The organism is Micromonospora sp. NPDC005553 (assembly GCF_042871765.1).
Taxonomy (GTDB): domain Bacteria; phylum Actinomycetota; class Actinomycetes; order Mycobacteriales; family Micromonosporaceae; genus Micromonospora.
In genome coordinates this window covers 481,119-507,334 of record NZ_JBIAJD010000006.1, presented here as the reverse complement: position 1 = coordinate 507,334, position 26,216 = coordinate 481,119, and the positions used below count along the sequence as shown (strand labels likewise).

Annotated in this window: 26 protein-coding genes and 3 tRNA genes; 10 read left to right on the top strand and 19 right to left on the bottom strand. The window is 71.4% G+C overall.

Annotated elements, in window-relative coordinates; all coding sequences use genetic code 11:
• Positions 1 to 118: 118 nt before the first annotated feature.
• Positions 119 to 706 (bottom strand): 3-isopropylmalate dehydratase small subunit, encoded by a 588-nt coding sequence (gene leuD, locus ACFYPG_RS26240; protein WP_355005286.1) that lies wholly within the window; start codon positions 704 to 706, stop codon positions 119 to 121.
• A 14-nt stretch (positions 707 to 720) separates the two neighbouring features.
• Complete coding sequence (gene leuC, locus ACFYPG_RS26235; RefSeq protein WP_355005287.1) at positions 721 to 2,166, bottom strand: 3-isopropylmalate dehydratase large subunit; 1,446 nt, start codon at positions 2,164 to 2,166, stop codon at positions 721 to 723.
• Positions 2,167 to 2,215: 49 nt separating this feature from the next.
• Between leuC and ACFYPG_RS26230 the strand changes: the two genes are divergently transcribed.
• Complete coding sequence (locus ACFYPG_RS26230; RefSeq protein WP_007456408.1) at positions 2,216 to 2,902, top strand: IclR family transcriptional regulator; 687 nt, start codon at positions 2,216 to 2,218, stop codon at positions 2,900 to 2,902.
• Between the two features lie 239 nt (positions 2,903 to 3,141).
• On the opposite strand, the gene ACFYPG_RS26225 is transcribed toward ACFYPG_RS26230, so the two are convergent.
• From ACFYPG_RS26225 to ACFYPG_RS26210, 4 genes are all read right to left on the bottom strand, one after another.
• Positions 3,142 to 3,214, bottom strand: a tRNA-Glu gene (locus ACFYPG_RS26225).
• A gap of 175 nt (positions 3,215 to 3,389) precedes the next feature.
• Positions 3,390 to 3,462, bottom strand: a tRNA-Glu gene (locus ACFYPG_RS26220).
• A gap of 134 nt (positions 3,463 to 3,596) precedes the next feature.
• Positions 3,597 to 3,668, bottom strand: a tRNA-Gln gene (locus ACFYPG_RS26215).
• A gap of 107 nt (positions 3,669 to 3,775) precedes the next feature.
• Positions 3,776 to 4,579: a fumarylacetoacetate hydrolase family protein gene (locus ACFYPG_RS26210; protein WP_091393135.1), complete on the bottom strand. Its 804-nt coding sequence runs from the start codon at positions 4,577 to 4,579 to the stop codon at positions 3,776 to 3,778.
• A gap of 173 nt (positions 4,580 to 4,752) precedes the next feature.
• On the opposite strand from ACFYPG_RS26210, the gene ACFYPG_RS26205 reads away from it, so the two are divergent.
• Both ACFYPG_RS26205 and ACFYPG_RS26200 read left to right on the top strand, forming a co-directional pair.
• Positions 4,753 to 6,213: a hypothetical protein gene (locus ACFYPG_RS26205; RefSeq protein ID WP_387354186.1), complete on the top strand. Its 1,461-nt coding sequence runs from the start codon at positions 4,753 to 4,755 to the stop codon at positions 6,211 to 6,213.
• Positions 6,214 to 6,247: 34 nt separating this feature from the next.
• Positions 6,248 to 7,114 (top strand): 3-methyladenine DNA glycosylase, encoded by an 867-nt coding sequence (locus ACFYPG_RS26200; protein ID WP_355005289.1) that lies wholly within the window; start codon positions 6,248 to 6,250, stop codon positions 7,112 to 7,114.
• Positions 7,115 to 7,150: 36 nt separating this feature from the next.
• On the opposite strand, the gene arfB is transcribed toward ACFYPG_RS26200, so the two are convergent.
• The 7 genes from arfB to ACFYPG_RS26165 all read right to left on the bottom strand — a co-directional run bounded on the left by arfB (position 7,151) and on the right by ACFYPG_RS26165 (position 12,833).
• Positions 7,151 to 7,576, bottom strand: a complete 426-nt coding sequence (gene arfB, locus ACFYPG_RS26195; RefSeq protein ID WP_355005290.1) for an alternative ribosome rescue aminoacyl-tRNA hydrolase ArfB — start codon at positions 7,574 to 7,576, stop codon at positions 7,151 to 7,153.
• Positions 7,577 to 7,610: 34 nt separating this feature from the next.
• Positions 7,611 to 7,907 (bottom strand): hypothetical protein, encoded by a 297-nt coding sequence (locus ACFYPG_RS26190; RefSeq protein ID WP_355005291.1) that lies wholly within the window; start codon positions 7,905 to 7,907, stop codon positions 7,611 to 7,613.
• A 97-nt stretch (positions 7,908 to 8,004) separates the two neighbouring features.
• Complete coding sequence (locus ACFYPG_RS26185) at positions 8,005 to 8,859, bottom strand: trypsin-like peptidase domain-containing protein (RefSeq protein WP_355005292.1); 855 nt, start codon at positions 8,857 to 8,859, stop codon at positions 8,005 to 8,007.
• Between the two features lie 38 nt (positions 8,860 to 8,897).
• Positions 8,898 to 9,857, bottom strand: coding sequence for a VWA domain-containing protein (locus ACFYPG_RS26180; protein WP_355005293.1), 960 nt, complete (start codon positions 9,855 to 9,857; stop codon positions 8,898 to 8,900).
• Positions 9,854 to 10,867 carry a DUF58 domain-containing protein gene (locus ACFYPG_RS26175; RefSeq protein WP_387354185.1) on the bottom strand — a complete coding sequence of 338 codons (1,014 nt, stop codon included), beginning with the start codon at positions 10,865 to 10,867 and terminating at the stop codon, positions 9,854 to 9,856. Before ACFYPG_RS26175 ends, ACFYPG_RS26180 begins: the two co-directional genes overlap by 4 nt.
• Positions 10,864 to 11,913: a MoxR family ATPase gene (locus tag ACFYPG_RS26170; RefSeq protein ID WP_355005295.1), complete on the bottom strand. Its 1,050-nt coding sequence runs from the start codon at positions 11,911 to 11,913 to the stop codon at positions 10,864 to 10,866. Before ACFYPG_RS26170 ends, ACFYPG_RS26175 begins: the two co-directional genes overlap by 4 nt.
• 413 nt (positions 11,914 to 12,326) lie before the next feature.
• A complete protein-coding gene (locus ACFYPG_RS26165) occupies positions 12,327 to 12,833 on the bottom strand; it encodes a hypothetical protein (RefSeq protein ID WP_387354184.1) in 507 nt (168 codons plus the stop codon).
• Positions 12,834 to 13,173: 340 nt separating this feature from the next.
• On the opposite strand from ACFYPG_RS26165, the gene ACFYPG_RS26160 reads away from it, so the two are divergent.
• Complete coding sequence (locus ACFYPG_RS26160; RefSeq protein WP_387354247.1) at positions 13,174 to 14,160, top strand: endonuclease/exonuclease/phosphatase family protein; 987 nt, start codon at positions 13,174 to 13,176, stop codon at positions 14,158 to 14,160.
• Positions 14,161 to 14,325: 165 nt separating this feature from the next.
• Here ACFYPG_RS26160 and cimA read toward each other — a convergent pair whose 3' ends face one another.
• Complete coding sequence (cimA, locus tag ACFYPG_RS26155) at positions 14,326 to 15,909, bottom strand: citramalate synthase (protein ID WP_387354183.1); 1,584 nt, start codon at positions 15,907 to 15,909, stop codon at positions 14,326 to 14,328.
• 317 nt (positions 15,910 to 16,226) lie between these two features.
• Here cimA and ACFYPG_RS26150 point away from each other — a divergent pair, with 317 nt between their 5' ends.
• The 4 genes from ACFYPG_RS26150 (at position 16,227) to ACFYPG_RS26135 (ending at position 18,415) form a co-directional block, all read left to right on the top strand.
• A complete protein-coding gene (locus ACFYPG_RS26150; protein ID WP_355005298.1) occupies positions 16,227 to 16,421 on the top strand; it encodes a hypothetical protein in 195 nt (64 codons plus the stop codon).
• A gap of 2 nt (positions 16,422 to 16,423) precedes the next feature.
• A complete protein-coding gene (locus tag ACFYPG_RS26145) occupies positions 16,424 to 16,954 on the top strand; it encodes a carboxymuconolactone decarboxylase family protein (protein WP_387354182.1) in 531 nt (176 codons plus the stop codon).
• Positions 16,955 to 17,130: 176 nt separating this feature from the next.
• On the top strand, positions 17,131 to 17,589 hold the full coding sequence (locus ACFYPG_RS26140; RefSeq protein ID WP_387354181.1) for a PRC-barrel domain containing protein: 459 nt from the start codon (positions 17,131 to 17,133) through the stop codon (positions 17,587 to 17,589).
• A gap of 19 nt (positions 17,590 to 17,608) precedes the next feature.
• Positions 17,609 to 18,415 carry a tyrosine-protein phosphatase gene (locus ACFYPG_RS26135; protein ID WP_387354180.1) on the top strand — a complete coding sequence of 269 codons (807 nt, stop codon included), beginning with the start codon at positions 17,609 to 17,611 and terminating at the stop codon, positions 18,413 to 18,415.
• 51 nt (positions 18,416 to 18,466) lie between these two features.
• Here ACFYPG_RS26135 and ACFYPG_RS26130 read toward each other — a convergent pair whose 3' ends face one another.
• Positions 18,467 to 19,564, bottom strand: coding sequence for a branched-chain amino acid aminotransferase (locus ACFYPG_RS26130; RefSeq protein WP_355005302.1), 1,098 nt, complete (start codon positions 19,562 to 19,564; stop codon positions 18,467 to 18,469).
• Between the two features lie 142 nt (positions 19,565 to 19,706).
• Entirely contained in the window at positions 19,707 to 20,738 is a 1,032-nt protein-coding gene (locus ACFYPG_RS26125; protein ID WP_112582053.1) for a 3-isopropylmalate dehydrogenase, read from the bottom strand.
• Positions 20,739 to 20,964: 226 nt separating this feature from the next.
• On the opposite strand from ACFYPG_RS26125, the gene ACFYPG_RS26120 reads away from it, so the two are divergent.
• Together ACFYPG_RS26120 and ACFYPG_RS26115 are read left to right on the top strand one after the other, a co-directional pair.
• Positions 20,965 to 21,807, top strand: a complete 843-nt coding sequence (locus ACFYPG_RS26120; RefSeq protein WP_387354179.1) for an FAD:protein FMN transferase — start codon at positions 20,965 to 20,967, stop codon at positions 21,805 to 21,807.
• Positions 21,808 to 22,116: 309 nt separating this feature from the next.
• Positions 22,117 to 22,473 carry a hypothetical protein gene (locus tag ACFYPG_RS26115; RefSeq protein WP_091393184.1) on the top strand — a complete coding sequence of 119 codons (357 nt, stop codon included), beginning with the start codon at positions 22,117 to 22,119 and terminating at the stop codon, positions 22,471 to 22,473.
• Between the two features lie 75 nt (positions 22,474 to 22,548).
• Here the strand turns inward: ACFYPG_RS26115 and serA are convergent, their stop codons facing one another.
• From serA to ilvN, 3 genes are all read right to left on the bottom strand, one after another.
• Positions 22,549 to 24,147 carry a phosphoglycerate dehydrogenase gene (gene serA, locus ACFYPG_RS26110; protein ID WP_355005305.1) on the bottom strand — a complete coding sequence of 533 codons (1,599 nt, stop codon included), beginning with the start codon at positions 24,145 to 24,147 and terminating at the stop codon, positions 22,549 to 22,551.
• Between the two features lie 392 nt (positions 24,148 to 24,539).
• Entirely contained in the window at positions 24,540 to 25,553 is a 1,014-nt protein-coding gene (ilvC, locus tag ACFYPG_RS26105; protein ID WP_355005306.1) for a ketol-acid reductoisomerase, read from the bottom strand.
• Between the two features lie 94 nt (positions 25,554 to 25,647).
• Complete coding sequence (gene ilvN, locus ACFYPG_RS26100) at positions 25,648 to 26,163, bottom strand: acetolactate synthase small subunit (protein ID WP_088991111.1); 516 nt, start codon at positions 26,161 to 26,163, stop codon at positions 25,648 to 25,650.
• Positions 26,164 to 26,216: the final 53 nt, after the last annotated feature.

Below are 26,216 nucleotides of genomic sequence, written 5' to 3'. Positions count from 1 at the left end.
ATGCCCTGTGCTGCCGGGACACAAACATTCGGTAGAAAAAAGCCCTTGTGTCGTAACGGATTCACCCCCACCGGATGGACCGATGGGGGTGAAATCCGCTGCGCGGGCGGCCTAACGGCTATGCCACGGAGGGCAGGAAGGGCAGTCGGCGCGCCTCGTAGGAGTCGATGTCGGCGGCGTGGCGGAGGGTGAGTCCAATGTCGTCGAGGCCCTCCAGGAGGCGCCAACGGCTGAAGTCGTCAAGCGGGAACGACCAGCTGGCGTCCCCCGCCCGGAGCTGGCGGGCGGTCAGGTCGACCGTCACCGGAGTGGTGGGATCCGCTTCGACCAGGTCCCACAACTCTTCGACGGCTTTCAATTCCAACTCGACCGGCAACAGACCTTCCTTGAGGGCGTTGCCGCGGAAGATGTCACCGAAGCGCGGGGCCACCACGGCACGGAAGCCCCAGTCCCGTAGCGCCCAGACGGCGTGTTCCCGGGAGGACCCCGTGCCGAACTCCGGACCGGCGATGAGGATCGACGCTCCGGAATAGTTTTCATCGTTGAGCACGAATGCCGGATCTTCCCGCCAGGCGCTGAACAGCCCGTCGGCGAAGCCCGTCCGGGTCACCCGCTTGAGGTACACGGCGGGGATGATCTGGTCGGTGTCCACGTTGGACCGGCGCAGCGGCACGGCGGTGCCGGTGTGGGTGGTGAACTTGTCCATCTCGTCGGTCCCTTCTACAGGTCGGCGGGGGCGGCCAGCCGGCCGACCACGGCGGTGGCGGCGGCCACCGGCGGCGAGACCAGGTGGGTGCGCCCGCCCCGGCCCTGACGGCCCTCGAAGTTGCGGTTCGAGGTGGAGGCGGAGCGCTCGCCCGGCTTCAGCGTGTCGGGGTTCATCCCCAGACACATGGAGCAGCCGGCGAACCGCCACTCCGCCCCGGCGTCGGCGAAGACCTTGTCCAGGCCCTCGGCCTCGGCGGCCTCACGCACCGCGGCGGAGCCGGGCACCACGAGCATTCGGACGCCGTCGGCGACCCGGTGGCCACGCAGCACGTCGGCGGCGGCCCGCAGGTCCTCCAGGCGACCGTTGGTGCAGGACCCCACGAACACCACGTCGATCGGCAGCTCCCGAAGCGGGGTGCCGGGACGCAGGTCCATGTACTCCAGGGCGCGGCGTGCGGCGGCACGCTCCGAGTCTGTGACGAACTCCTCCGGGTCCGGCACCGGCGCGCTCAGCGGCGCGCCCTGCCCCGGGTTGGTGCCCCAGGTGACGAACGGGGTGATCTGGCTGGCATCCAGGGTCACCTCGGCGTCGAAGCTCGCGCCCTCGTCGGTGGGAAGCGTCCGCCACCACGCCACCGCCGCGTCCCAGTCCGCGCCCTGCGGCGCGTTCGGTCGACCCTTGAGGTACGCGAAGGTGGTCTCGTCCGGCGCGATCATGCCGGCCTTGGCGCCCCACTCGATGGACATGTTGGCGATGGTCATTCGCCCCTCCATGGAGAGGGCGCGGATCGCCTCGCCGCGGTACTCGACGATGTGCCCGCGACCTCCACCGGTGCCGACCTGCGTGATCAGCGCGAGCACCAGGTCCTTGGCGGTCACGCCTGGCGCGAGCCGGCCGGTGACGTTCACGGCCATCGTCTTCGGCCGGCTCTGCGGCAGCGTCTGGGTGGCCAGAACATGCTCCACCTCGCTGGTGCCGATGCCGAAGGCGAGCGCTCCGAAGGCGCCGTGGGTGGCGGTGTGCGAATCGCCACAGACGATCGTCATGCCCGGCTGGGTGACACCGAGCTGCGGGCCGATCACGTGCACGATGCCCTGGTTGTCGTCGCCGAGCGGGTGCAGCCGCACTCCGAACTCGGCGCAGTTGCGGCGCAACGTCTCGATCTGCGTACGCGACGTGGGGTCCGCGATGGTGAGCAGGTCACCACGGCGGAGGCGGAACGCCGGGTCGTCGTACCCGGTCGGGGTGTTGTGGTCCTCGGTCGCGAGGGTCAGGTCGGTACGACGCACCCGGCGCCCGGCGAGCCGCAGCCCGTCGAAGGCCTGCGGGCTGGTCACCTCGTGCAGCAGGTGCAGGTCGATGAAGAGCAGGTCCGGCTCACCAGCAGCGGACCGTACGACGTGCGCGTCCCAGACCTTCTCGGCCAGGGTCCTCGGCTCAGGAGTGACTCCCACCATCTGGACATCCTAAATTCTGGGAGGTAAGTTTCGGCTTGTGGGACACAGTATGAGCGGTGTCGGCGTTCTCGACAAGGCGGTGGTCATCCTGGCCGCCTGCGTGGACGGCGCCAGCCTGGCCGAACTCGTCGAACGCACCAAGCTGCCCCGGGCCACAGCACATCGCCTGGCCCAGGCCCTGGAGATCCACCGAATGCTGGTGCGTGACACCCAGGGCAGATGGCGGCCCGGCCCCCGCCTGGGGGAGCTGGCGAACGCCGCACCGGACGTTCTGCTGACCGCCGCCGAGCCGCTGCTGGCCGCGCTGCGCGACGCCACCGGTGAGAGCGCGCAGCTCTACCTGCGCCGTGCCGACGAGCGGATCTGCGTGGCGGCGGCGGAACGCGCCAGCGGTCTACGGGACACGGTTCCGGTGGGCTCGGTGCTGCCGATGACGGCCGGCTCAGCGGCCCAGATCCTGCTCGCCTGGGAGCCGCCGGAGGCGGTCATGCCGCTGCTGCCGCGCAGCAAGTTCACCGGCCGCACCCTCGCCGAGGTACGCCGTCGCGGCTGGGCGCAGAGCGTCGCCGAGCGGGAGGCCGGTGTGGCGAGCGTCTCCGCCCCGATCCGCGACCGTACCGGCCGGGTCATCGCCTCGGTCAGCATCTCCGGCCCGATCGAGCGCCTGGGCCGCCGCCCCGGCGAACGCCACGCCATGGCAGTGGTGAGAGCCGGCCAACGCCTGTCCGGCCTCTAACCCCCACCCCCTGCCCGCCCACCCCCGCCCAGCCCCGCCCGCCCTCCACCCCCGCCCGCCCTCCACCCCGGCCCGCCCTCGTTGATCATGAAGTTATTGTCACGACACGCCGAGGGCGAGGGCAATAACTTCATGATCAACCGGGGCGAAGGTGGGTGCGCGGGGCGGGGTGGGTGCGGGTTGGGGTGGGGTGGGACGGGAAAAGGCTCATCTCGCTGGGCGAGATGAGCCTTTGGTTGTAGCCCCGACCGGATTCGAACCGGCGCTACCGCCTTGAGAGGGCGGCGTCCTGGGCCGCTAGACGACGGGGCCAGAACTTTTCCGTTCACCACCCTCGCGGGCGGTGCGAATGTAGTCTAGCGGCACCGTACCGGGGTGCGAGCGCGGGGTGCGCCGCCGCCCGAGGGCCCGGCGGAGGCCGGACCGGACACCGAACGGCGGACACGAAACAGCCCGCCTCACGAGGTGAGACGGGCTGTGCACGCTGTAGCCCCGACCGGATTCGAACCGGCGCTACCGCCTTGAGAGGGCGGCGTCCTGGGCCGCTAGACGACGGGGCCAGAACAACTTTTGCTCCCCCACCTTGGCGGCGGAGGAGCTGCACTCTACCGAAGACCACCCTCCGCCCCCGAAGGGGCGGAGTCGAACTCCGTCAGAATCCAGCGTCTGGAAATTCTCGCGAACTCCAGCAGCGCTGGGGTACCAGGACTCGAACCTAGACTAACTGAACCAGAATCAGTCGGGCTGCCAATTACCCCATACCCCATTGGCCCCTTGCGGCGCCGGGAGTGAACTTTACCCTCCCGGTGCCGACAGGCCAAATCCGATCCCCCCGAACCACCGTGAGCTGCGGAAACAGGGGCATCAGACGGATCAGGCGACGGGAACCACCGGGTTGGTGAGCTCACCGATGCCGTCGATCCGCACGGTGACCGTATCCCCCTCGACAAGCGGGCTAACCCCGGCTGGAGTGCCGGTGAGAACGACGTCGCCGGGCAGCAGAGTCATGACGTGCGAGATGTACGACACCAGGCCCGGCACGTCGAAGACCATGTCCTTCGTCCGGCCGAGTTGGCGTACCTCCATCTCCTCCGGGTTGCGACCCACCTCACACCGGATCTCCAGGTCGGACACGTCCAGCCCGGTGGTGATCCACGGACCGATCGGGCAGAACGAGTCGAAGCCCTTGGCCCGGGTCCACTGCCCGTCCGACCGCTGGAGGTCCCGGGCGGTGACGTCGTTGGCGCAGGTGTAGCCGAAGATGGCGCGTTCGGCGGCGGCGCGGTCGGCGCGGCGGGCACCCGGCGCCCCGATCACGACCGCCAGCTCCGCCTCGTGCTCGACCTGCTTGGAGAAGATCGGCAGCCGGATGGCGTCCCGGGGGCCGATCACCGAGGTGGACGGCTTGAGGAAGAGCAGCGGCTCCTTGGGCACCTCGTTGCCGAGCTCGGCGGCGTGGTCGGCGTAGTTGCGGCCGACACAGACCACCTTGCTGGGCAGGATCGGCGAGAGCAGCCGAACGTCGGAGAGGGCCCAGCGGGCCCCACTGAAGGAGAGATTGCCGAACGGGTGGCCCTCGATCTCGGCGATGGTCAGACCCTGCGGCCCGGCCTCCGCTTCGCCTTCGACGGCACCGAACGACATTCCCTTGGCATGGGCGAAACGAGCGATACGCACCCGGCCAATCTAGCGCCGCCGGCACCCCGAACGGCCAGGACAGGCGGTCGGGTGTGCTCAACCCGTCAACGCGCGGCACCCTATCGGAGCTGGAGGTGACCGGGGCGGACTTCTCGACTTCGTACCCGCACGGAGGCGGCTGGCCCCTAGCGTCGGCTCCGGAGGTTCGTCGTATGCCTGCATCGACACGACACCACAGAGCCCTCGCAGTGTTCGTGCACTGCCTCGGCATCCTCGCCGCCGTGCCGGCCCTGCCGACGGCGGCCCCGGAGGCGGCGGCCACGCCACGACCACCGGCGGCCACGCCACAACCAACGGCGGACACGCCACGATCACCGGCGGCCACGCCACAACCAACGGCGGTCGGACCACCCCCGGCCGCCACACCAGCACCAGTGGGAACCCGGCCGCCGGTGGCGATGGTCGCGCGGGTGACCGAGCCCACCCCGCCCTCGGCGCCACCGGCGATGGCACCACCGACCCGGGCACCGGCTTCGGCACCCCCGCAGCAGGTCACTGTCGCGGTCGCCACGGAGAGCAGCCCGGCACCGAGGTACCGGATCCAGGTGCGCAACGTGAGCAACTCGCCGCTGGAGACCACTGTGCGTCAGGAACTGCCGCCCGGCTCGTCGACGACCGCGATCAGCGGTGGTGGCCGATCCAGCTCGGCCGGCGGGTCGGCCACCGAGGTGACCTGGCGGCTGCGGCTGCCCGCGCACAGCACCACCACCCTGGGCACCGCGCTCGCGGCGACCGCGCCGGGCCGGCCGCTGACCGCGCCGACCTGCGCGTTCACCAGTGACGGCAGCCGGCCGTACGACTGCGCCACGGCCACCTGGCAGGCGGCAGCGGCACCGCCGGCCGAGGTGAGCGAGGCGCCACCGTGGCGCCGTTACCCGGTGCTGCTCGCCGGACTGGCGGTCCTGCTGCTGATCAGCGCCGTAGTGGTCTGGGTGTGGCGACGTCGGCGCGGGCGTCGGGTGACGGCTGCCGCGCTCTCCACCGGCGGCGGCGCCGAGGGTGGCCGCGGGACGGTCTATCCCCGGCCGGCGGCCCCGAGTCCGGTGCGACGTCGGCGTACCCCGCCGGTGTGGATGTTGGTGGGTGCCGCCGTGGTGGTGCTCGCCGGCGTGGTCGGCACCGCGGGCTGGACGGCGACCCGGCAGGTCGCGGCGATCGACACGCAGAAACAGCCCACCAGCGGCGCGTGGGTGGGCACCGGGGTCGCCGGGGCCATGGGAGTGCCGCTGCGCGAGTCGGCGTTCGAGTTCACCGTGTACCGGATGACCTGCGGCGCGCCCGGCACCGCCGGGAAGACCGACGGTGGCGGTGCCGCACCGGCCAACGGGCGACGCTGCGAGGCCACCGTCGGAGTGCGCAACGTCACCGGCGACCACCAGCCCTGGCACAGCGAGCTGCAACGGGCGTACCTGCCCGATGGGCGCTGGGTGAGCACCGACGAGCCGGCCACCCGGACGGCGAACCTGGGTCGGGACGTCTTCGCCGACCCGATGGCGGCGGGCACCCGGATGGTGCTCCCGCTGGTCTTCACCGTCGACGGGCGGGACCCTCCCCAGCAGTTGGAGCTGCGCAGCGGGGTGTTCTCCGCAGGCGTCCGGGTGCAGATGCCCTGACCGGTGCGCGGGCGGCGGTCGTACCCTGGGGTGCGTGACCGCCGCCCTCGCCCCCGCCGTGCTCGACGCGGCGCAGTGGCAGGCCCGCCGGCGGGCCCACGAGGAGCGGGTGGATGTCTGGCTGACCCCGCACCTGGCCCGGCGACGACGCGGTGAGCGGCATCCGGTGGCCGACTTCCTGTTCACCTACTACTCGCACCGCCCGGCCCAGCTGCGGCGCTGGCATCCGGGGCCCGGGGTCGAGCTACGGGACGCCGACCCGGGCGAGTTCGGCCGCGACTACCGCGCCGGCACCGCCGGGGTCACCCTCGACACCGAGGGGGTACGCGCGCGGCGCGGCGAGTCGATCGCCTGGATCCGCTCCCTGCTGGAGGCGACGCGGGGACGGGCGCCGCACTTCGGCTGCTTCGGGATGCACGAGTGGGCGATGGTCTACCGGCAGACCCGGGAGGAGTTGCGGCACAACGCCTGGCCGTTGCGGCTCAGCGCGGAACGCACCGCCGAGGTCGTCGAGGAGCGGGGCGTGCGGTGCAGCCACTTCGACGCGTTCCGGTTCTTCACCCCGCCGGCCCGCCCGTTGAACCTGCTCACCCCCACCCGGGAGACGCAGCACGCGAACGAGCAGCCGGGCTGCCTGCACGCCAACATGGATCTGTACAAGTGGGCGTACAAGCTGTCGCCGTTGGTCACCTCGGAACTGGTGGCCGACGCGTTCGACCTGGCCCGGGACATCCGCACGCTGGACATGCGGGCCAGCCCGTACGACCTGGCTGCCCTCGGCTACCCGCCGGTGCGGGTGGAGACTCCGGACGGCCGGGCGGAGTACGCGGCGGCGCAGCGCGGCTTCGCCGAGCGTGCCGCCGTGCTGCGCGACCGGCTGCTCGCCGCCGTCCCGGGATAGTCGTCGGCGCGGCGCTGTCCCCGTTTGGGCTGGGGCCTAGTCGTCGTCGGCGCGGCGGTCCCGTTTGCGTTGGGACTGGCGCTTCTTCTCGGCCAGTCGGCGTTCCTTGGCCCCACGGGACGGCCGGGTGGCTCGGCGGGTCGGCGGTGGAGGCGCGGCGGCCTCCCGCAGCAGAGCTGTCATGCGGGCCCGGGCCGCCTCCCGGTTGGCCAGCTGGGCACGGTGCTCGCTGGCGGCGATCGTCAGCACCCCGTCGACGAGGCGGTTGGCCAGCCGGGCCAGCGCCCGCGCCCGCAGCCACTCGGGCACGGCCGGCGAGTTGGCCACGTCGTAGCTCAGCTCGACCCGGGAGTCCGCGGTGTTCACGCCCTGCCCGCCCGGCCCCGACGAGCGGGAGAAGCGCTCCCGCAGCTCCCCGGCGGGGACGACCCACCGGTCGGTCACCCGCAGTCCGTCGTCCACGCCCCGAGGCTAACCCGCGACGACCTGCCGGGGGTCATCGGTGCGGAGGCTCACTCTGCGTCGGGGACTGGCTGGGCGGCGGCCCGGCGGTCTCCTCGTCGGAGCCGACGGCCGCGTACGCCACCGCGCCGAAGAGCAGCACCCCGATGACCGCGGCCTTCACGACGACGCCGCGGATCAGTGACCAGGCGCCGCGGCGGGCGCCTGGCACCGATTTCTTGACGGTCTGGTAATCGTTCCACCCGCGCCGTGCCCGGGCGTACGCCGACCCCACTGCACATCCGATGACCAGGCCCACCAGCAGGAGGACCGTGAGAAGAGGACGCTCCACCTCAGCCAGTATCCATACCGAGCGTAATATTTCCATTGTCCGATGCCGTCCGGCCGGATATCCGACAGTGCTGGCACCGTCAGGGTGTTCGGGCAGCTCAGCCGCCCTTGCCGATGATCGTGTCGGCGGTCTGCTGCACCTGGTCGATCGGGATGGCGAACCCGATGCCAATCGAGCCGTTTCCATCGATGGTGGCGATCGCGGTGTTCACCCCGACCACTTCCCCGCGTGCGTTGACCAGTGGCCCACCGGAGTTGCCGGGGTTGATGGACGCGTCGGTCTGCACCGCGGTGTGCCGGTTGTTGCCGAGCCGCACCTCCCGGTCGAGCGCGCTGACGATGCCTGCGGTGACCGTCCCCGCCAGACCGAGCGGTGAACCGACAGCGAGCACCGGCTCACCGACCCGGGTCGCGCCGGGCTTGGCCAGGGGCAGCGGGGTGAGACCCGCCGATGCCGGCACCTTCAGCACCGCCAGGTCGCTGCGCGGCTCCCGTCCGACCACCTCGGCGGCGAACCGGCGACCGTCGGGCAGCTCGACGGTCACCGGTCCGCCACCCCCCTTGGCCAGGATGTGGTCGTTGGTGATCAGGTGCTGCTGGTCGTCCACGGCGAAGCCGGAGCCGGTCGCGGACCCGCTGGTCGCGCCGCCGGCCAGCACCGACACCACCCCGGGTACGGTCCGCTCGGCCGCGGTGACCAGCTCGGCCGGCACCGGAGCGGCGGACGCCGCAGCCGGGCCACCAGCCCCGTCCCGACTGGCCACCACGCCGCCGGCGAGAGCACCGGAGACGGCCGAGACCACCACCACGGCCAACACGGTGAACAGCCGCCCGGGCCCTCGCCTGCCCGGGTCGCGCTCGGGCGCGTCCCACCACCCGCGCCCGTCCGGGTCGAGTTCCGGTGAGATGAACCAGGGACCGCGCGGTTCGCCCAGTCCGGTCTGCACTGCCATGCGCACTCCTCACTGTCGACGTCGGTTGTGCGTGCAGGTCAGGGCAGCCGCGAGAACCAGCGCATCGAGCCGGCGGCGGCGCCCATCGCGAACACCAGTCCGAGGCCGATGAAGCGGGCCGAGATGTCCTGCCGCTCCGTGCGGTAGCCGACCGAACTGCCGATGTCGTCGTAGACGGCCCGCAGTTCGTCGGTGGTGCTGGCCTCGTGGAACATGCCGCCGGTCTCCTCGGCGACCGCCTTGAGGGTCTGTCCGTCCACCGGCACCTGGATGGGCCGTCCACCTCTGTCGACGAACCCGGACGGGGTTCCGAACGAGATCGAGTGCACCGGCACCTCTGCCTTCACCGCTTCCGCCGCCGCCTCCATGGGGTCCATTCCGGAGGTGTTGGCGCCGTCGGAGAGCAGGATGACCCGGGCCGGTGGGGTCTCCTTCGCGGCCTCGCTGTCCAGGCTCTTGACCGCGCCGAGCGAGGTGTTGATGGCCTCGCCGATCGCGGTGCCCTGGACGCCGGTGATGCCCTCGGCGAGCCGGTCGATCCCCTCGTCGAGGGCGTCCCGGTCGGTGCTCGGGGGCACCAGTACGGCGGCACTGCCGGCGAACGCGACGAGACCGACGTTGAACTCGTCGGGCAGGCCATCGACGAAGCGCCGGGCGGCCTCCTTCGCCGCAGCCAGCCGGTCCGGTTCGACGTCGGTGGCGAGCATCGACGTGGAGACGTCCACCGCCACCATCACCGTGGCCCGTTCCCGGGGCACCCGGACCTCGGCGCTCGGTCGGGCGAAGCCGACCACGAGCAGCGCCAGCATGGCCAGGAAGAGTCCGGCCGGTACGTGCCGACGCCAGGCGGGCCGCTGCGGCGCAACCCGGTCCAGCAGCCGCAAGTTGGTGAAGCGGACCGCGTACCGGCTGCGTCGCCGCTGCAGCACCAGGTAGGCGACGACCAGGGCCAGCACGCCGAGCAGCAGCCAGAGGCGCAGCGGCGACTGCCAGATCACGCGGCACCTCCCCGGGGCCGGCCGGCCGGCGCGGCGGCCAGCCGACGCTGGGCGTGCACGTGCCGGACGATGTCGGCGCTCCAGTCGCCGTCGGTGCGCAGCGGCAGGTGAGTGGCCCCGCTGCGGCGCAGCGCCTGGTGGACCTGCTCGCGCTGGGCGGCGGCGGCCTCGGCGTACCGCTCGCGCAGCCCACGGTCCGATGTGCACACCTCACGGTGCCGACCGGTCTCCGGGTCGACGAGCGTGATCAGGCCGACGTCCGGTAGTTCGAGCTCACGCGGGTCGGTCACCTCGACCGCCAGCACCTGGTGCCGGACGGCCAGCCGGCGCATGGTCCGCTCCCAGGGCGCTGTCTGGGCGGGGTCGTCGGGCAGTCCGTCGAGGAAGTCGGAGACCACCACGACCAGCCCACGCCGGTTGGCGATCCGGTGCAGCGCGTCGAGGCCGTCCGCCAGGTCGGGCGGTCGGGTCGCCGGACCACGCCCCGGCCGGTCGGTGGGCGCGGTGGCCCTGGGGGCGGCGAGCAGCGCGCGGAGCAGGGAGAGCAGATGGGTACGCCCGCTGCGGGCCGGGAAGCGGCGTACCCCGTCGGCGCGGAGCACCTGTGCGCCGAGGCGGTTGCCGACGCCCGCGGTGAGGAAACCGACCGCCGCGACGGCAGCTACCGCCAGTTCCCGTTTGTCCAGTTCGGCGGTGCCGAACTCCATGCTGGCGCTGCCGTCGACGAGCAGCCAGGTGGTCAGCTCCCGGTCGGCGTCGACCTGCCGGACGTGCGGCACGGCGGTCCGGGCGGTCACCGCCCAGTCCATCCGACGGACCTCGTCCTCGCCCGGCCGGTACTCGCGACTGCCGGAGGGTTCACTGCCGGGACCGGGCAGCAGACCACGGTACTGGCCGTGCAACAGGCCGTTCAGCCGGCGGGTGACGGTCAGCTCCAGGCGACGCAGGCGTTGGTCCGGGGCCAGCTCGGCCAGGCCGGGGTCGGCTGGCGCGACAGCGGCGCGCCTCATGCCGCCGCCAGATCCGGTGTCTGCAGCGGGTGTCCGGTGGCCAGCCGGGGCGGCGGCACCGCCTCCACAAGCCGTCGCACCACGCTCTCGGCCGTCACCCCGTCGGCCACCGCGTCGAAGGAGAGCACCAGCCGGTGGGCGAGGACGTCGACTGCCAGCTCGCGGACGTCCTCGGGCAGCACGTACTCCCGCCCTCGCAGCAGAGCCTGCGCCCGGGCCGCCGCGACCAGGCCCAGTGTTGCTCGGGGACTGGCCCCGTACGCCAACAGCGGGGCGATCTCCGGTAGCCCGAACCGACCCGGGTCGCGGGTGGCGAGGATCAGCCGCACCACGTACTCGGCCAACGCGTGGTGGACGAAGACCCGCTCGGCGTGGATCTGGAGGTCCCGCAGCCGTTGGGCGTCGAGCACCTGGCGCGGGGTCGGCCGGTCGGTGCTCATCCGATAGAGGATGGCCAGCTCGTCGGCGTCGCTGGGGTAGTCGACAACCACCTTCATCAGGAACCGGTCACGCTGCGCCTCCGGGAGCTGATAGACGCCCTCGGACTCGATCGGGTTCTGGGTGGCCAGCACCAGGAACGGCTCCGGCACCGGCCAGCTGCGCCCGCCGATGGAGACCTGCCGTTCGGCCATCGCCTCCAGCAGCGCTGACTGGACCTTGGCCGGGGCCCGGTTGATCTCGTCGGCCAGCACCAGGTTGGCCATGATCGGGCCCAGCTCGATGTCGAAGGTCTCCTTCGACGCCCGGTAGATCCGGGTGCCGACGATGTCGGAGGGCACCAGGTCCGGGGTGAACTGGATCCGGGAGAAGGTGCCGCCGACCACCGTCGCGAGGGTCTGCGCGGCCAGTGTCTTGGCCACGCCGGGTACCCCCTCCAGGAGGCAGTGTCCGTTGGCGACCAGGGCGGTGAGCAGGCGTTCGACGAGGCGATCCTGCCCGACGATCACGCGTTTGACCTCGAAGAGGGTCTGTTCCAGCTCGATGCCGGTCGGCTCCGGATCGACCGGGCTGGGCATGCTGGCCAGGGTGTCCGAGATGTCCGTCACGGTGCTTGCTTCCCGGGCACAGGCCCGGCAAACGTGGGATTGTGCGGGCCGGACCGCCCCGCAGTGGCCGGAATGGGGATGAGCCGCGCGTAAGGGTGACGACCGTCGCGAGCCTGCCGAGGGGCGCCCAACCGGCAGGTGACCGACCGCAGGGTGCCCGACCGGGGACGAACCGGTCGAGGACGGCCCTCGCCGACCGCCGATCTGGCGGCGGCGGCGTCGAGCGCGCCGATCCGCTCGGTTTCAGGGCAGTCGGGGCGTCCGCATCCTCAGGACACCCCGACTTGGGCGAAAGCCGAGCGGATCGGGTTGTCCGGCCGGGCCGGCCGAGGGAGCGGCCAGCGGGCCGGCACGCTGAGCGGACAGGGTCCGGCCCCCGCGCCGGATGCGACGGGGGCCGGGTGTCGGTTTGGTCAGGGTGTGTGGGTGAGCAGGGTGAAGCCCAGGTTGGCCGGTGTCCCGGCCGAGTTTCGGGTCTGCACGAAGACCGCGTTGGGCGTCAGCAACCGCGGGGCGACCGAGACCTCGCCGCCCGGCGGAATGCAGCAGGAGCCGGACAGGGACAGGGTGGCCAGGAAGGCACCGGCCGAGACGTTGTAACCGAAGATCACCTCGTACTCACCGACGCCGTACTTGACCACGGTGCCGGTGCCGCGCGCCTTGGTGCCGTTGGAGTTGACGACGGTGAAGACGTTGGTGGCCACCAGCGGGGTGGCCGCGCTCGCCTTCAGCGCGGCTTTCGCGATACGCGCCGACTCGGCGCTGACCGGCGGCTGGGAGTTCGTGCCGCGTGCCGGCTGGACCGTTTCCTGCGGCGCCTTCGCCGACGGCTGGGCGATAGCGATGCCCCCGCCGGCGAGACTGAGCCCCAGGACAGCGAACGTGACCGCCGCCACCTTACGTCGGAAGGATGTGCTCATGACAGGTCCCCCTTGTGTGAGCGTGCGAATTCGGCCGACCCGCGGGGCGGGACGGATGACTGCCAACAAATAGGCGTACGACGACAGTTGGGCGGGGAAAGCTGCCTTGCTCACACCCGGCGAGATTGATTTCTCAACAATCTGCATCCCCTCTGAGCTGCTGTTACTACTCAGAGTTGCGTCGTTTAAGCCAGATGGAACGTAGCACCGGAAAAAGCTGCCAGTCAATAGTTGATCTCGCTTTTCCGGGGTGTCAACCACCCGTCAGACAATTATGAAATGTGAGCGCATCACTATTCATGAAATGGTTTCGTCGAGCCCGACTACGATCATCTTCGTGATCGTCGACGCTCCACCCGCGCACCGGAACGCCCGGCTCGGCACTGCGCTCTGCTGGCTTGCCGTCGTACCCACCACCCTCTGGGCGGCCGCCCGACTGCTCGGCCTGGACCGGGGGCCGTTGGTGCAGGCGCTCGCGTTCACGCCGTACGTCGCGGGAGTCAGCGTGCTCGTCCTGGCCCTCGCGCTCGCCCTGCGGCGCTGGTGGCCGGCGGCGGTCGCGGCCCTGGCGGCGGTGGCGTTGCTCGGCACCGTCGTACCTCGGGCGCTGGCCAACCCGCAGCCGGCAGCGGCCGGGCCGACCGTGCGGCTGCTCACCGCCAATCTGCTCGCCGGCGGCGGCGACGCGCGGACACTGGTGGAGCTGGTCCGGCGACACCAGGTGGACGTGCTCACCGTGCAGGAGTTCACGCCGGACGCGCAGGCCGCCCTGGATCAACTCGGCCTCGCCACGCTGCTGCCGCACCGGCAGCTCAACCCCGAGATCGGCACTCCTGGCTCCGGGCTCTACTCGCGGTGGCCCATCACCGACGGCGGCGTCCGACGCAACCTCGAGGGCTGGGGCTTCAGCCAGGCGTACGCGACGGTGTCCGTCCCCGGCGGGCCCCCGGTCCGCGTCGAGTCGGCCCACCCCTCGGCGCCGTACGCGCTGGACCAGGTGGGTGCCTGGCGTGCCGACCTGACCGCCCAACCACCGGCCACTCCCGACGGTGGCCTGCGGATCCTCGCCGGAGACTTCAACGCGACCCTCGACCATGGTCCACTGCGGGCACTGCTGCGCAGCGGTTACGTCGACGCCGCCGATGCCACGGGGGCGGGCCTGACCGGCACCTGGGGTCCCTACGACGGCGACCTCATCCCACCCGTCACCATCGACCACGTCCTGGTCGACCACCGGATAGCAGTCCGCTCAGTCGAGGTGTTCACCCTGCCCGGCAGCGACCACCGCCCCGTCCAAGCCACCCTCACCCTCCCCCAAACCCCCTAACCCCGCCCCCAAGCGCCCCCGCGCCCCCGCGCCCCCGCGCCCCCGCGCCCCCGCGCCGATCATGGACTTGTGGTGGGGGTTTTGGGCACCGAAGCCCGGTACGTACACCACCACAACTCCATGATCGACCAGGAAGGGCGGGTGGGGCGGGGGTGTGGGGTGGGGTTAGACGGAGGTGGGGGCCAGGCCGTAGGTCAGGGCGTCTACCAGGGCGTGCCAGCTGGCCTCGACCACGTTGGGGTGGACGCCGACAGTGGTCCAGTCGCGGCCATTGCCGTTCGAGGTTTCCAGCAGGACCCGGGTGACCGCGCCGGTGCCGTGACTGCCCTCCAGGATCCGCACCTTGTAGTCGGCCAACTCGAAGTCGCGCAGCTGCGGATAGTGCCGCGCCAGCCCCACCCGCAGCGCCTCGTCGAGGGCGTTGACGGGGCCGTTGCCCTCGGCGGTGGCGATCACCCGCTCACCGCGAACCCGGATCTTGACGGTCGCCTCGGAGACCACAGCGCCGTCCTCACGGTGCTCGACCAACACCCGGTACGACTCCAGGGTGAACGGTCGGGCCGGGCTGCCCTCCGGCATCTCGGAGCGGACCAGCAGCTCGAACGAGGCGTCGGCCGCCTCGAACGACCAGCCACCCGCCTCCAGCTCCTTGACCCGCTTGGTGACCCGGTTCAGGGCGTCCGGGCTGGCGGCCAGGTCCAGGCCGAGCTCACGACTCTTGAGCTCGACGCTGGCCCGACCGGCCATCTCCGTGATGAGGATCCGCATGTCGTTGCCCACCACCGACGGGTCCACGTGGTTGTAGAGCAACGGGTCGACCTTGATCGCGCTCGCGTGCAGCCCCGCCTTGTGGGCGAAGGCGGCGGCCCCGGCGTACGCCTGGTGGGTGTCGGGGGCGATGTTGGCGATCTCGGCGATGGCGTGCGAGACCCGCACCATCTGTGCCAGGCAGCCCTCCGGTAGGACGGGCATGCCGAGCTTGAGTTGAAGGTTGGCGACGACAGCGAAGATGTCGGCGTTGCCTGGGCGCTCGCCGTACCCGTTGGCGGTGCCCTGCACGTGGCGGACGCCCGCCTCGACGGCGGCGATGGTGTTGGCCACCGCGCAGGAGGTGTCGTTCTGGGCGTGCATACCGAGCAGCCCGGCGTCGATCCCCAGCCTGTTCGTCAGGTCCTGGATCACGGCGGTCACCTGGGACGGCAGCATGCCGCCGTTGGTGTCACAGAGCACCATCCGCTCGGCGCCGGCGGCGAGCGCGGTCTGCACCACGGCGGCGCCGTACGCGGGGTCGTGCCGGTAGCCGTCGAAGAAGTGTTCGCCGTCGACGAAGACCCGTCGACCCTCGCGGACAAGGTGGTCGACGGTGTCGTGGATCATCGCGAGGTTCTCCGCGCCGGTGGTGCGCAGCGCGCGCTCGACGTGCCGGGTGTCGGCCTTGGCGACCAGGGCCACGGCCGGGGTCTGCGCGTCCAGCAGGGCGCGTACCTGGGGGTCGTCCGCAAACGCGACGCCGGCCTTGCGGGTGGCGCCGAACGCGACGAGTACGGCGTGCCGCAGGTCCAGTTCGGTGCGGGCGCGGCGGAAGAACTCGGTGTCCTTGGGCACCGCGCCCGGCCAGCCGCCTTCGATGAAGCCGACGCCGAACTCGTCGAGCAGCCGGGCCACAGCCAGCTTGTCGACCACCGAGTAGGTGAGCCCCTCGCGCTGAGCGCCGTCGCGCAACGTGGTGTCGAAGACCTGGAACGTCATCAGGATCCTTTCTCGGAGCAACAAAAAGACCTCCCGCGGATGCGGGAGGTCTGCGCGCTCGGCAGAGGGGAGAGCCGGCGCGCTAGGTCGCAATAATCAGGGCGGTGCTGGTCACGATGGCCACTCTGCCACCCCTCCCCCGAATGTGGGAGGAACAATCCATATAGCGGGATGGTGACGGAGGGTTCGTACGCCCCGAACCGCCGCTCGTGATCGGCTTCACAAGCCACCCAGCCCACTCATCGGGGGAACCAGCCATGCGGAAGCATCTGGAAGGGATCCGATGATGGCCACCGTGCCGTCTGCAAGGAGGACCTGTGCTCACAGTCAGTGACCGCTTACCTGAGCACGGCCTCGCCGCCTGCGTATCGCTGGGCGCCAACAAGGCGTCCACGGCGGTCAACCACACGTCCCACGAGGGCACGTGGTGTGTGGTCTTCGTCGGGCCGATGGGTTTCACCTCCATCAGCCCGACGGGGATCGCCGACGAGACCTCCGCCGCCGGATTCTGACCATGGGCCTGGACGCGATCAAGGCAGCCCTGCCGGAGTACGCCAACGACATCAGGCTCAACCTGGGCGCCACAATCGGTTCCTCGGCGTTGACCCCGCCGCAGACCTGGGGCGTCGCGCTGGCCTGTGCGGTGACCGCTCGCAACCCGGTGGTCCTGCGGGAGATCGCAGCCGAGGCGCTCGGGCACCTCGGGCCGGAAGGTGTCGAGGCGGCCAAGGGCGCTGCGGCGATCATGGCGATGAACAACATCTACTACCGGGCCAAGCACCTGATCGGCGACGAGCGGTACGCCTCGATGCCGGCCCGACTGCGGATGCGGATCATCGCGAGGCCGGGGGTGGACAAGGGCGACTTCGAGCTCTGGTGTTTCGCCGTGTCGGCCATCACCGGTTGTGAAGTGTGCCTGGAGTTGCACGAGAAGAAGCTGCGCGGCAGCGGCTTCACCAGGGAGCAGCTGCACGAGGCCCTGCGGATCTCCGCCGTGGTGCACGCCGCGGCGGTCACCCTGGACGCCGAGACCGCCCTGGCCTGAACACGTACGCCCGAGACGGGCCGACGCCGCGCCTCGCGGCCCCGGCCCCTCGCGTACAGCGGCCTGTCGCCGTGCCGCGCCCTGATCGCCGTTTCCGGCCCCCGACGGCCGGGTAGCTCCTGCGGGGACGCACCCAGCTTCGGCGAGACGATCGGCGACAGTCAGGAGTCAACGGCATGGACAGGATCGATCCGCACGCCACCCACGCGGGGCCGGACCCGCTGCGCGGCGGCGACCAGGGCGCGGTGCCCGGCGGCGCGCCGGCCGGCACGTTCGACCCCTGGCGCTACCGGGACCAGGCCGGCGTGGCCGACGTCGACCTGGTCGGCTACAAGGTCGAGGCCACCGACGGGGGAATTGGCAAGATCGACAGCGCCAGTCACGAGGTGGGCGGCAGCTACCTGGTCGTGGACACCGGGCCCTGGATCTTCGGCAAGAAGGTGATGTTGCCGGCCGGCACCGTCAACCAGGTCGACCACGACCAGCGCACCGTCTCCGTCGACCGGACCCAGGACCAGATCAAGGCCGCCCCGGAGTACGACGAGACCAGCCACAGCGACCCGACCTACCGGGATCAGCTCGGCGGCTACTACGACGAGACGTACGGCGCGCTCCCGCCCGGCACCGCACGCTGACTGTTCGACCCGACGGCCGGTGGGGCGCTGTCCCACCGGCCGTTACCGTGTGAACGTGGACGTCACCGAGAACAACCCCCAGCTCTCGCTCCCCGCCACCTTCAACTTCCGCGACGTCGGTGGCCACCTCGGCCACGACGACCGGTCGGTACGCCGAGGTCGGCTCTACCGCTCCGACTCGCTGCACCGCCTCACCGAGCAGGACCGCGACGCGTTCGCCGCGATCGGGATCCGCACCGTCATCGACCTGCGCCGCCCCACCGAGGTGGAGCGCGACGGCCGGGTGCCGGAGTACCAGGGACTGACCTACCGGAACATCCACCCGGAGCACGCCGACTGGGCGGGTACGCCGCACGAGGAGGGCGCCAGCCTGGCCCGCTACCTCGCGGACCGGTACGCCGACCTGGCCCAGACCGGCACCGCCGGGCTGGCCGAGGCGGTCGGCCTGATCGCCGACTCCGCCAACGCCCCGGTGGTGGTGCACTGCGTCGCCGGCAAGGACCGCACCGGCATCGTGTGCGCGTTGACCCTCGCCGTGCTCGGCGTCGACGACGCGGACATCACCGCGGACTACGCGTTGAGCAGTGTGGCGTCGGCCCGGTACAGCGCCTGGCTGGCTTCCGTGACCCCGGGCGGTGTGGACGTGCCGGCGCCGTTCCTGAGCTCACCCGCGGAGGCGATGCAGATCTTCCTCGACGAGTTGCGCGCGGGGCACGGCTCGGTCGAGGCGTACCTGAACCACGCCGGGGTGACCGAGGAACAGCTCGCCGCGCTCCGCGACCACCTGCTCGACGAGCCCACTGAGGCGCAGCCCAGCGACGCGTAGCGCCGACTGCGCCGGCCCGTCCGGGTGGACGGGCCGGCGCGGCGACGGAGATCAGAAGACCCGCTGCACCCAGCCGTGCGGGTCGGCCGCCTTGCCCCGCTGGATGTCGACCAACTGCTGACGCAGGGCCATGGTGACCTGACCGGGCTCGCCACCACCGATCAGGAACTCGCCGTCCGGGAAGCGGACCCCACCGATCGGGGTGACCACCGCGGCGGTGCCGCAGGCGAACACCTCCTTCAGGCGTCCGCTGGCGGCGTCGGCCTGCCAGTCGGCGAAGCTCACCGGCCGCTCCTCGACCTGGTGTCCGGCCCCGGCGGCCAGCGCGAGGACGGCGTCGCGGGTGATGCCCGGCAGGATCGTGCCGGTCAACGGTGGGGTGACCACTGTGCCGTCGTCGTAGACGAAGAAGACGTTCATGCCGCCCAGCTCGTCGACGAACCGGCGCTCCACCGCGTCCAGGAAGACGACCTGGTCGCAGCCGGCCTCGATGGCCTCCGCCTGGGCGGCGAGCGACGCGGCGTAGTTGCCACCGCACTTGGCCGCGCCGGTGCCGCCGGGCGCGGCCCGGGTGTAGTCCGGGGAGACCCAGACGGTGACCGGCTTGACGCCACCGGTGAAATACGCCCCGACCGGTGAGGCGATCACCATGTAGAGGTACTCGTTGGCCGGCCGGACGCCGAGGAAGACCTCGCTGGCGAACATGAACGGCCGCAGGTAGAGGCTGCCGTCCTCGCCGGTGGGGATCCACTCCCGGTCGATCTCGATGAGCTTGTGCAGCGAGTCGACGAACACGTCCGGCGGCAGCACCGGCATCGCCATCCGCTGCGCGGAGGTGGCGAAGCGGGCCGCGTTGGCGTCCGGCCGGAACATCGTCACGCCGCCGTCGGCGGTGCGGTACGCCTTGAGCCCTTCGAAGATCTCCTGCGCGTAGTGCAGCACCGCGCTGGCCGGGTCCATCGGGATCGGGGCTCGGGCCTCCACCCGGGCGTCGTACCAGCCCTTGCCGTCGGCGTAGCGGACGGTGACCATGTGGTCGGTGAAGACCCGACCGAACCCGGGGTTGGTCAACAGTGCGGCCCGATCGGCGACGGATACCGGCGCGAGATTCGGACGGATCTCGAAGTCGAGCTTGTCACCACCGCTCATCGCGCTGACCTCCCTGCGGGACAACGGCATGCGGGACCGCACACCGACATGGCTGTGCCAGAAACTTACCCCGAACGCTCGTTCAGCGGGTAACGCCGGTCGGCTGCCTGCGGCAGACCGGTCGCCGCGCGGGCCGGGGTGATCAGGCTACGGCGTGGGCGGCGAGCCGGTCGCCGACCTCTTCGGTACGCAGCGTCACGCCCGGCACGCGGCTGGCCAGCTCGGCGGCGACCGCCGCGTTGACCCGAGCGGCCGACTCGCTGTGCCCGAGCTGCTCCAGCAGCAACGCGGCGGAGAGCACCGCGGCGACCGGGTCGGCGATGCCCTGCCCGGCGATGTCCGGCGCCGAGCCGTGCACCGGCTCGAACATCGAGGGGTACGCCCCCTCGGGGTTGATGCAACCGCTGGCGGCCAGCCCGATGCCGCCGGTGACGGCCGCGGCGATGTCGGTGAGGATGTCGCCGAAGAGGTTGTCGGTGACCACCACGTCGTAGCGCTGCGGCTGGGTGACCAGGAACATGGCCGCCGCGTCGACGTGCTGGTACTCGGTCTCGATGTCCGGGTGCTCGGCGGCGACCGCGTCGAACGTACGCGCCCAGAGCGACCCGGCGTGGGTGAGCACGTTGGTCTTGTGCACCAGGGTGACCTTGCGCCGTTCCCGGCGGCCGGCGCGGGCGAACGCGTCGCGGATCACGCGCTCCACGCCGTGCCGGGTGTTCAGGCTCTCCTCGGTGGCGACCTCGGCCGGGGTGTCCCGGTGCAGGGAACCACCGGCGCCGGCGTAGAGCCCCTCGGTGCCCTCGCGCACCACCACGAGGTCGACCTCGCCCGGCTTCACGTTGCCCAGCGGGCCGGCGACCCCGGGCCAGAGCCGGGACGGGCGCAGGTTGACGTACTGGTCGAAGGCGAAACGGAGCTTGAGCAGCAGCCCACGCTCCAGCACACCCGGCGGGACCGTCGGGTCACCGACCGCGCCGAGCAGGATCGCGTCGTGCCCGGCCAGCTCGGTCAGCACCGAGTCGGGCAGCACCTCTCCGGTACGGTGCCAGCGGGCGGCGCCGAGGTCGTACTCGGTGGCCTGCACGTCGGGCAGCACCGCGTCGAGGACCTTGCGGGCCTGCGCGACCACCTCGGGCCCGATGCCATCTCCGGCCACCACCGCGATCCGCGCCACGACCGCACTCCTCTGCTCAACGGTTGTTCGGGCAACGGTACGTCGCCGTCCCGCCTCCCGGTACGCGGCGTCCACGATTTGGGATTCCCGGATGCACAGCACCCTCTCAGCTGGGACTCATGAGGCGGTCATCTCCGCTGCCTACGGTAGTACCCAGTGGGTCGCGGGGGCCTGCTGACCAACGGGGTCGCGGTGACGCGGCACCATGTGCGAGGGGGCAGATGCGATGCGCATCGACGAGCAGCCGCGGACCCGCTGGCCGGACACGTCCGCGTTCCGCAACCGCCGGCCGGACCTTCGACTCGGCAGCCGCCGGCACCGGATCGACCCGGCCGCCGCCACCGAGGGCCGGATTTCGGTGCAGCACACCGTACGCACCGCGACCGCCGAGTACACCCTGCTTCTCAACGCCCCCGAGTGGCTCGGCCGCCGGGGCGTGGGCGAGGCGTTGCGGGACAGCGTCGCCGAATTGCGCGCCATCGACCTCACCTACGGGCCCAACCGGCCGGAGAGCCTGGTCTCCCGGCTGCGTCGGGGCGAGATCAGCCCGGAGTCGTACCCTCCGCTCGCTGATCTGGTGGACCGCTGCGCCGCGATGCGCGCGGCCACCGACGGGTGGTTCGACGCCTGGGCGGTGCCCGGCGGCTTCGACCCGGGCGGCCTGCTGGGCGGTTGGGCTGTGGAACGGGCCGCCGAGCGACTGCGCAACGCCGGCATCCACGACTACGCCGTAATCGCCGGCGCTGACCTCGTCGTCCGGGGCCGCGCGCCGCACGGCGGTCCCTGGCGGGTCGCGGTGCACCACCCGACCGCACCCGAGCGCGCGCCGCTGGTGCTGGAGATGACCGCCGGTGCGGTCGGCACCTCCGGCGTGAGCGGGCGGCAGGGGCACGTGGTGGACCCGCACACCGGCGAGCCGGCCGATCACCTCGTCGCCGCCACTGTGGTGGGCCCCGACCTGACGATCGCCGACGCCTACGCCACAGCGCTCTACGCCGCCGGCCCCACCGGCCTGGCGTGGTTCCGGGGCAACTCCGAATATCGCGCGCTCTTCGCCCACCGTCGCTGAGCGGAACGACGTAGCGATCGGCCCCCACGGTCTCGGCAACGACAGTGGGGGCCGGTCAGCGACGAGTGCGCGTGGCTCGCACAACCGAGGGGTGCGGACCGGTCGGGCCGGACGTCGACCGCGCCACCCGAAGACGGGCCGGCGCCTCGAACTCGGCCAGTGACCGCAGTGCGTACGCTAGCGAATCGACGCAACTCAACGCAAGAGTCTCCACACCGGACCGTCGCTACCGGAGACTGCGGTGATCGGTGGTTGACCGGCGGCGAGGCAGTTTCGACATGATGAACGACGGATGGCACGCTATCCGCCGTGAGTTTCGATCTGAGCGTGTGGGCCCTGGAGGACGGGGCGACGCCCGAGGACGTGCGGACAGCGGTCAACGGTTGCCGGCAGGGGCGGCACGTGGACCGCTACCCCGATCCGCGGGTGGTCAGCTTCTACCGGGCGATCACCGCCTCCTATCCGGACCGTCACCCCGGCCCGAACAGCCCGTGGGCGGTGGCACCACTGCACGCGGCCCACGACCACGTCGAGCTGAACCTGCACCCGACCTGCGCGGACCAGGTGCTACTGGACATCGAGCGGCTGGCCGGCGAGCACGGGCTGATGCTCTTCGACCCGCAGGACGGCTCGGTCTACCCGCCGCCAGCGCGGCTGCCCGGCTGACCTGACCGGCGGCACGGACGGGAAATGACGAGGGGCCCGGCGAATCGCCAGGCCCCCCACGGTGTTTGTCGTCTACTACTCGTCGCGCAGGTCGGCGGCGCTGGCCGCCGTGGCGCCGATCGAATCGGCGGCCGACGTGAGCAGGTCGGCACCGAGCGCCTGGTCGACGGTGAGCGTCATCAGCGTCTCACCGCCCGCCTCCCGACGAGCCACCTGCATGGCGGCGATGTTGATGCCCGACTCGCCGAGCAGGGTACCGACAGTGCCGACCACACCCGGCCGGTCGGCGTAGCGCAGGAAGAGCAGGATGCCCTCCGCGCCGATCTCCACGTCGAAGCCGTCCACCTCGGTCAGCTTCAGCACGTCCCGAGCGCCCGAGTGGGTGACAGTGCCGGAGACGCTGACCGTCCGGCCGTCCGGCAGCGCGCCGCGCACCGTGACCAGGGTCGGCTGCTCGGCCGTCTCGGCCAGCGTGGCCAGGGTGACCTCGACGCCACGCTCGGCGGCCAGGTGCGGGGCGTTGACGTAGGTGACCTGCTCCTCGACCACCGAGCTGAACAGGCCCTTGGTGGCGGCGAGCTTGAGCACCGAAACGTCGTGGCTGACGATCTCACCGCGGACCTCGACAGTGACGCTGGCGGCGACCCCACCGGCGACCGCGGTGAACGCCCGGCCGAGCTTCTCCGCCAGCGGCAGCAGCGGCCGAACGTCCTCGGCGACCACACCGCCGGCCTGCACGTTCACCGCGTCCGGAACGAACTCGCCCTGCAACGCCAGCTTGACGCTCTTGGCCACGGCGAGACCGGCCTTGTCCTGCGCCTCGTGCGTGGAGGCGCCCAGGTGCGGGGTGGCCACCACGTTGTCGAAGGCGAACAGCGGCGACGAGGTGCACGGCTCCTTGCTGTAAACGTCGACACCGGCGCCGGCGACCCGACCCTCGGCGATCGCGTCCGCGAGCGCCTGCTCGTCGACCAGCCCACCACGGGCGGCGTTGATGATTCGAACGCCGGGCTTGACGAGCGCCAGCTCCTTCTCACCGATCAGCCCCACCGTCTCCGGCGTCTTCGGCAGGTGGATGGAGATGAAGTCGCTCTCCCGCAGCAGCTCCTCCAGGCCGACCAGGCGGACGCCGAGCTGCGCCGCGCGGGCCGGCTGGATGTACGGGTCGTACGCGATCAGCCGGGTGCCGAACGCGGCGATGCGAGACGCGAAGAGCACCCCGATACGGCCGAGCCCGACCACGCCCACCGTCTTGCCCTGCACCTCGACGCCTGTGTACTTCGACCGCTTCCACTCCCCCGCCTTGAGCGCGGAACTGGCGCTCGCGGTGTTACGGGCGACGGCGAGCAGCAGCGCGACGGCCTGCTCGGCGGCGGAGACGATGTTGGAGGTGGGCGCGTTGACGACCATGACGCCCCGCGCGGTGGCGGCCGGCACCTCGACGTTGTCCAGCCCGACGCCCGCCCGGGCGACCACCTTGAGTCGCGGCGCGGCGGCGACCGCCTCGGCGTCGATCTGGGTCGCGCTGCGCACGATGACGGCGTCGGCCTCGGAGAGCGCCGAGAGCAGGGCCGGACGGTCGGTGCCGTCGACGTGACGGACGTCGAAGTCGTGGGCGAGCACCTCGATGGCGGCGGGGGCGAGTTCTTCGGCGATCAGTACGACAGGGTTCATCGGTCCTCGTAGAGGTCGTGTATGCGATCGGCCCGGGCGGCGGGGGCGCCGCACTGCGCCCTGCGCTGATCCGTGCCGTGGCCGTCAGGTGCCGGCTGCTGCACCTACAGGCGATCGTAGGGGCCCCGCTGGTCGGCGTGTTCCGGTCTTCGGGGTGAGTGCCCTCACACGCCCGGTCGAGCGCCGGACATCGGCCGTTCACCGCACCGACACGGTTGCTCCGGCCGCGCCGAGCACCGGCGGCGCTGGTCAGCCGGTCACTGCGGGAGAGTCGTGGCGCACGAACACTGCCGCCCGACGTATCGATGGGCGGCAGCATGCCGGGCAGCCCCGGGGCGGCGCTGGGGAGAGCGCCGGCCCAGGGGCTGTCGGTGGATCGTCGGTCGGACGGGTCAGGCGGTCTCGGTGATCGGGCGGTCGACCCAGCTCATCATGCCGCGCAGCTTCTTGCCGGTCTCCTCGATCGGGTGCGCCGCACCCTCGGCCTGCCACTTGGTGAAGTTGGGCCGGCCGGCCTCGTCCTCGGCGACCCACTCGCGGGCGAACTCGCCGGACTGGATCTCACCCAGGATCTTGCGCATCTCGTCCTTGACCCGGGAGTCGATGATGCGCGAGCCGCGGGAGAGGTCGCCGTACTCGGCGGTGTCGGAGATGCTGTAACGCATCTTCGCGATGCCGCCCTCGTACATGAGGTCGACGATCAGCTTCAGCTCGTGCAGGCACTCGAAGTAGGCGATCTCGGGGGCGTAGCCCGCCTCGGTGAGCACCTCGAAACCGGTCTGCACCAGCGCCGAGGCGCCGCCGCAGAGCACCGCCTGCTCGCCGAAGAGATCGGTCTCGGTCTCCTCGGTGAAGGTGGTCTTGATCGCGCCGGCCCGGGTGCCGCCGATCCCCTTGGCATAGGCGAGGGCGAGGGCGAAGGCGTTGCTGCTGGCGTCCTGCTCGACGGCGACGAGACAGGGCACGCCCTTGCCGTCGCTGTACTGGCGGCGGACCAGGTGGCCGGGGCCCTTCGGCGCGACCATCGCCACGTCCACGTCGGCCGGCGGCTTGATCAGGTCGTACCGGATGTTGAAGCCGTGGCCGAAGAAGATGGCCTTGCCCGGGGCGAGGTTCGGGGCGATCGACTCCGCGTAGATTCCGCGCTGGGCGGTGTCCGGTGCGAGCACCATGATCACATCGGCCTCGGCGGAGGCCTGCGCCGGCGTGAGCACCCGGAAGCCCTGCTCCTCGGCCTTGGGACGGCTCTTCGAACCCTCCGGCAGACCGATCACCACGTCGACGCCGGAGTCACGCAGCGACAGCGCGTGGGCGTGGCCCTGGCTGCCGTAGCCGATGACCGCGACCTTCTTGGCCTGGATCAGGCCGAGGTCGGCATCGTCGTCGTAGTACACCTCAACGCTCATGAGAACTTCCCTTTCGTACGACGGCCGGGGCGGCCCGTCGTGGTCTGTGCGGATGAATGCGCCGGACGGCCGGCCGAGGCCGACCGGTGGCGGGTCAGGCGGCCCGCAGCGCGGGACCGGCGGTGATCGAACGCGAGCCGCGCCCGATGGCCACCAGCCCGGACTGGACCATCTCCTTGATGCCGAAGGCCTCGAGGTCGCGCAGGAGCGCGTCGAGCTTGTCCGGGGTGCCGGTGGCCTCGATGGTCAGTGTGTCCGGTGCGACGTCGACCACCCGGGCGCGGAACAGGTTGACGGTCTCCAGCACCTGCGACCGCGCGGCCCGGTCGGCGCGCACCTTCACCAGCAGCAACTCCCGGGCGACCGAGACCTGGGGATCCAGCTCAACGATCTTGAGCACGTTGACGAGCTTGTTCAGCTGCTTGGTGACCTGCTCCAGAGGGGACGACTCCGCGTTGACCACGATGGTGATCCGGGAGACGTCCGGGTTCTCGGTCTCGCCGACCGCGAGGCTGTCGATGTTGAAGCCGCGCCGGGAGAACAGGCCGGAGACCCGGGCGAGCACGCCCGGCTTGTTCTCCACCAGCACGGACAGGGTGTGCATGGTCATGCCACGGCCTCGCTTCGCTCGGTCATGGCATGACCATGCGCATCACTGAGCTT

Excerpts from the sequence above, each read along its gene's own strand:
- leuD (WP_355005286.1), bottom strand. The coding sequence starts at position 706 with ATGGACAAGTTCACCACCCACACCGGCACCGCCGTGCCGCTGCGCCGG.
- leuC (WP_355005287.1), bottom strand. The coding sequence starts at position 2,166 with ATGGTGGGAGTCACTCCTGAGCCGAGGACCCTGGCCGAGAAGGTCTGG.
- ACFYPG_RS26230 (WP_007456408.1), top strand. The coding sequence starts at position 2,216 with ATGAGCGGTGTCGGCGTTCTCGACAAGGCGGTGGTCATCCTGGCCGCC.
- ACFYPG_RS26205 (WP_387354186.1), top strand. The coding sequence starts at position 4,753 with ATGCCTGCATCGACACGACACCACAGAGCCCTCGCAGTGTTCGTGCAC.
- ACFYPG_RS26185 (WP_355005292.1), bottom strand. The coding sequence starts at position 8,859 with ATGGCAGTGCAGACCGGACTGGGCGAACCGCGCGGTCCCTGGTTCATC.
- ACFYPG_RS26175 (WP_387354185.1), bottom strand. The coding sequence starts at position 10,867 with ATGAGGCGCGCCGCTGTCGCGCCAGCCGACCCCGGCCTGGCCGAGCTG.
- ACFYPG_RS26165 (WP_387354184.1), bottom strand. The coding sequence starts at position 12,833 with ATGAGCACATCCTTCCGACGTAAGGTGGCGGCGGTCACGTTCGCTGTC.
- cimA (WP_387354183.1), bottom strand. The coding sequence starts at position 15,909 with ATGACGTTCCAGGTCTTCGACACCACGTTGCGCGACGGCGCTCAGCGC.
- ACFYPG_RS26145 (WP_387354182.1), top strand. The coding sequence starts at position 16,424 with ATGGGCCTGGACGCGATCAAGGCAGCCCTGCCGGAGTACGCCAACGAC.
- ACFYPG_RS26140 (WP_387354181.1), top strand. The coding sequence starts at position 17,131 with ATGGACAGGATCGATCCGCACGCCACCCACGCGGGGCCGGACCCGCTG.
- ACFYPG_RS26130 (WP_355005302.1), bottom strand. The coding sequence starts at position 19,564 with ATGAGCGGTGGTGACAAGCTCGACTTCGAGATCCGTCCGAATCTCGCG.
- ACFYPG_RS26120 (WP_387354179.1), top strand. The coding sequence starts at position 20,965 with ATGCGCATCGACGAGCAGCCGCGGACCCGCTGGCCGGACACGTCCGCG.
- serA (WP_355005305.1), bottom strand. The coding sequence starts at position 24,147 with ATGAACCCTGTCGTACTGATCGCCGAAGAACTCGCCCCCGCCGCCATC.
- ilvC (WP_355005306.1), bottom strand. The coding sequence starts at position 25,553 with ATGAGCGTTGAGGTGTACTACGACGACGATGCCGACCTCGGCCTGATC.
- ilvN (WP_088991111.1), bottom strand. The coding sequence starts at position 26,163 with ATGACCATGCACACCCTGTCCGTGCTGGTGGAGAACAAGCCGGGCGTG.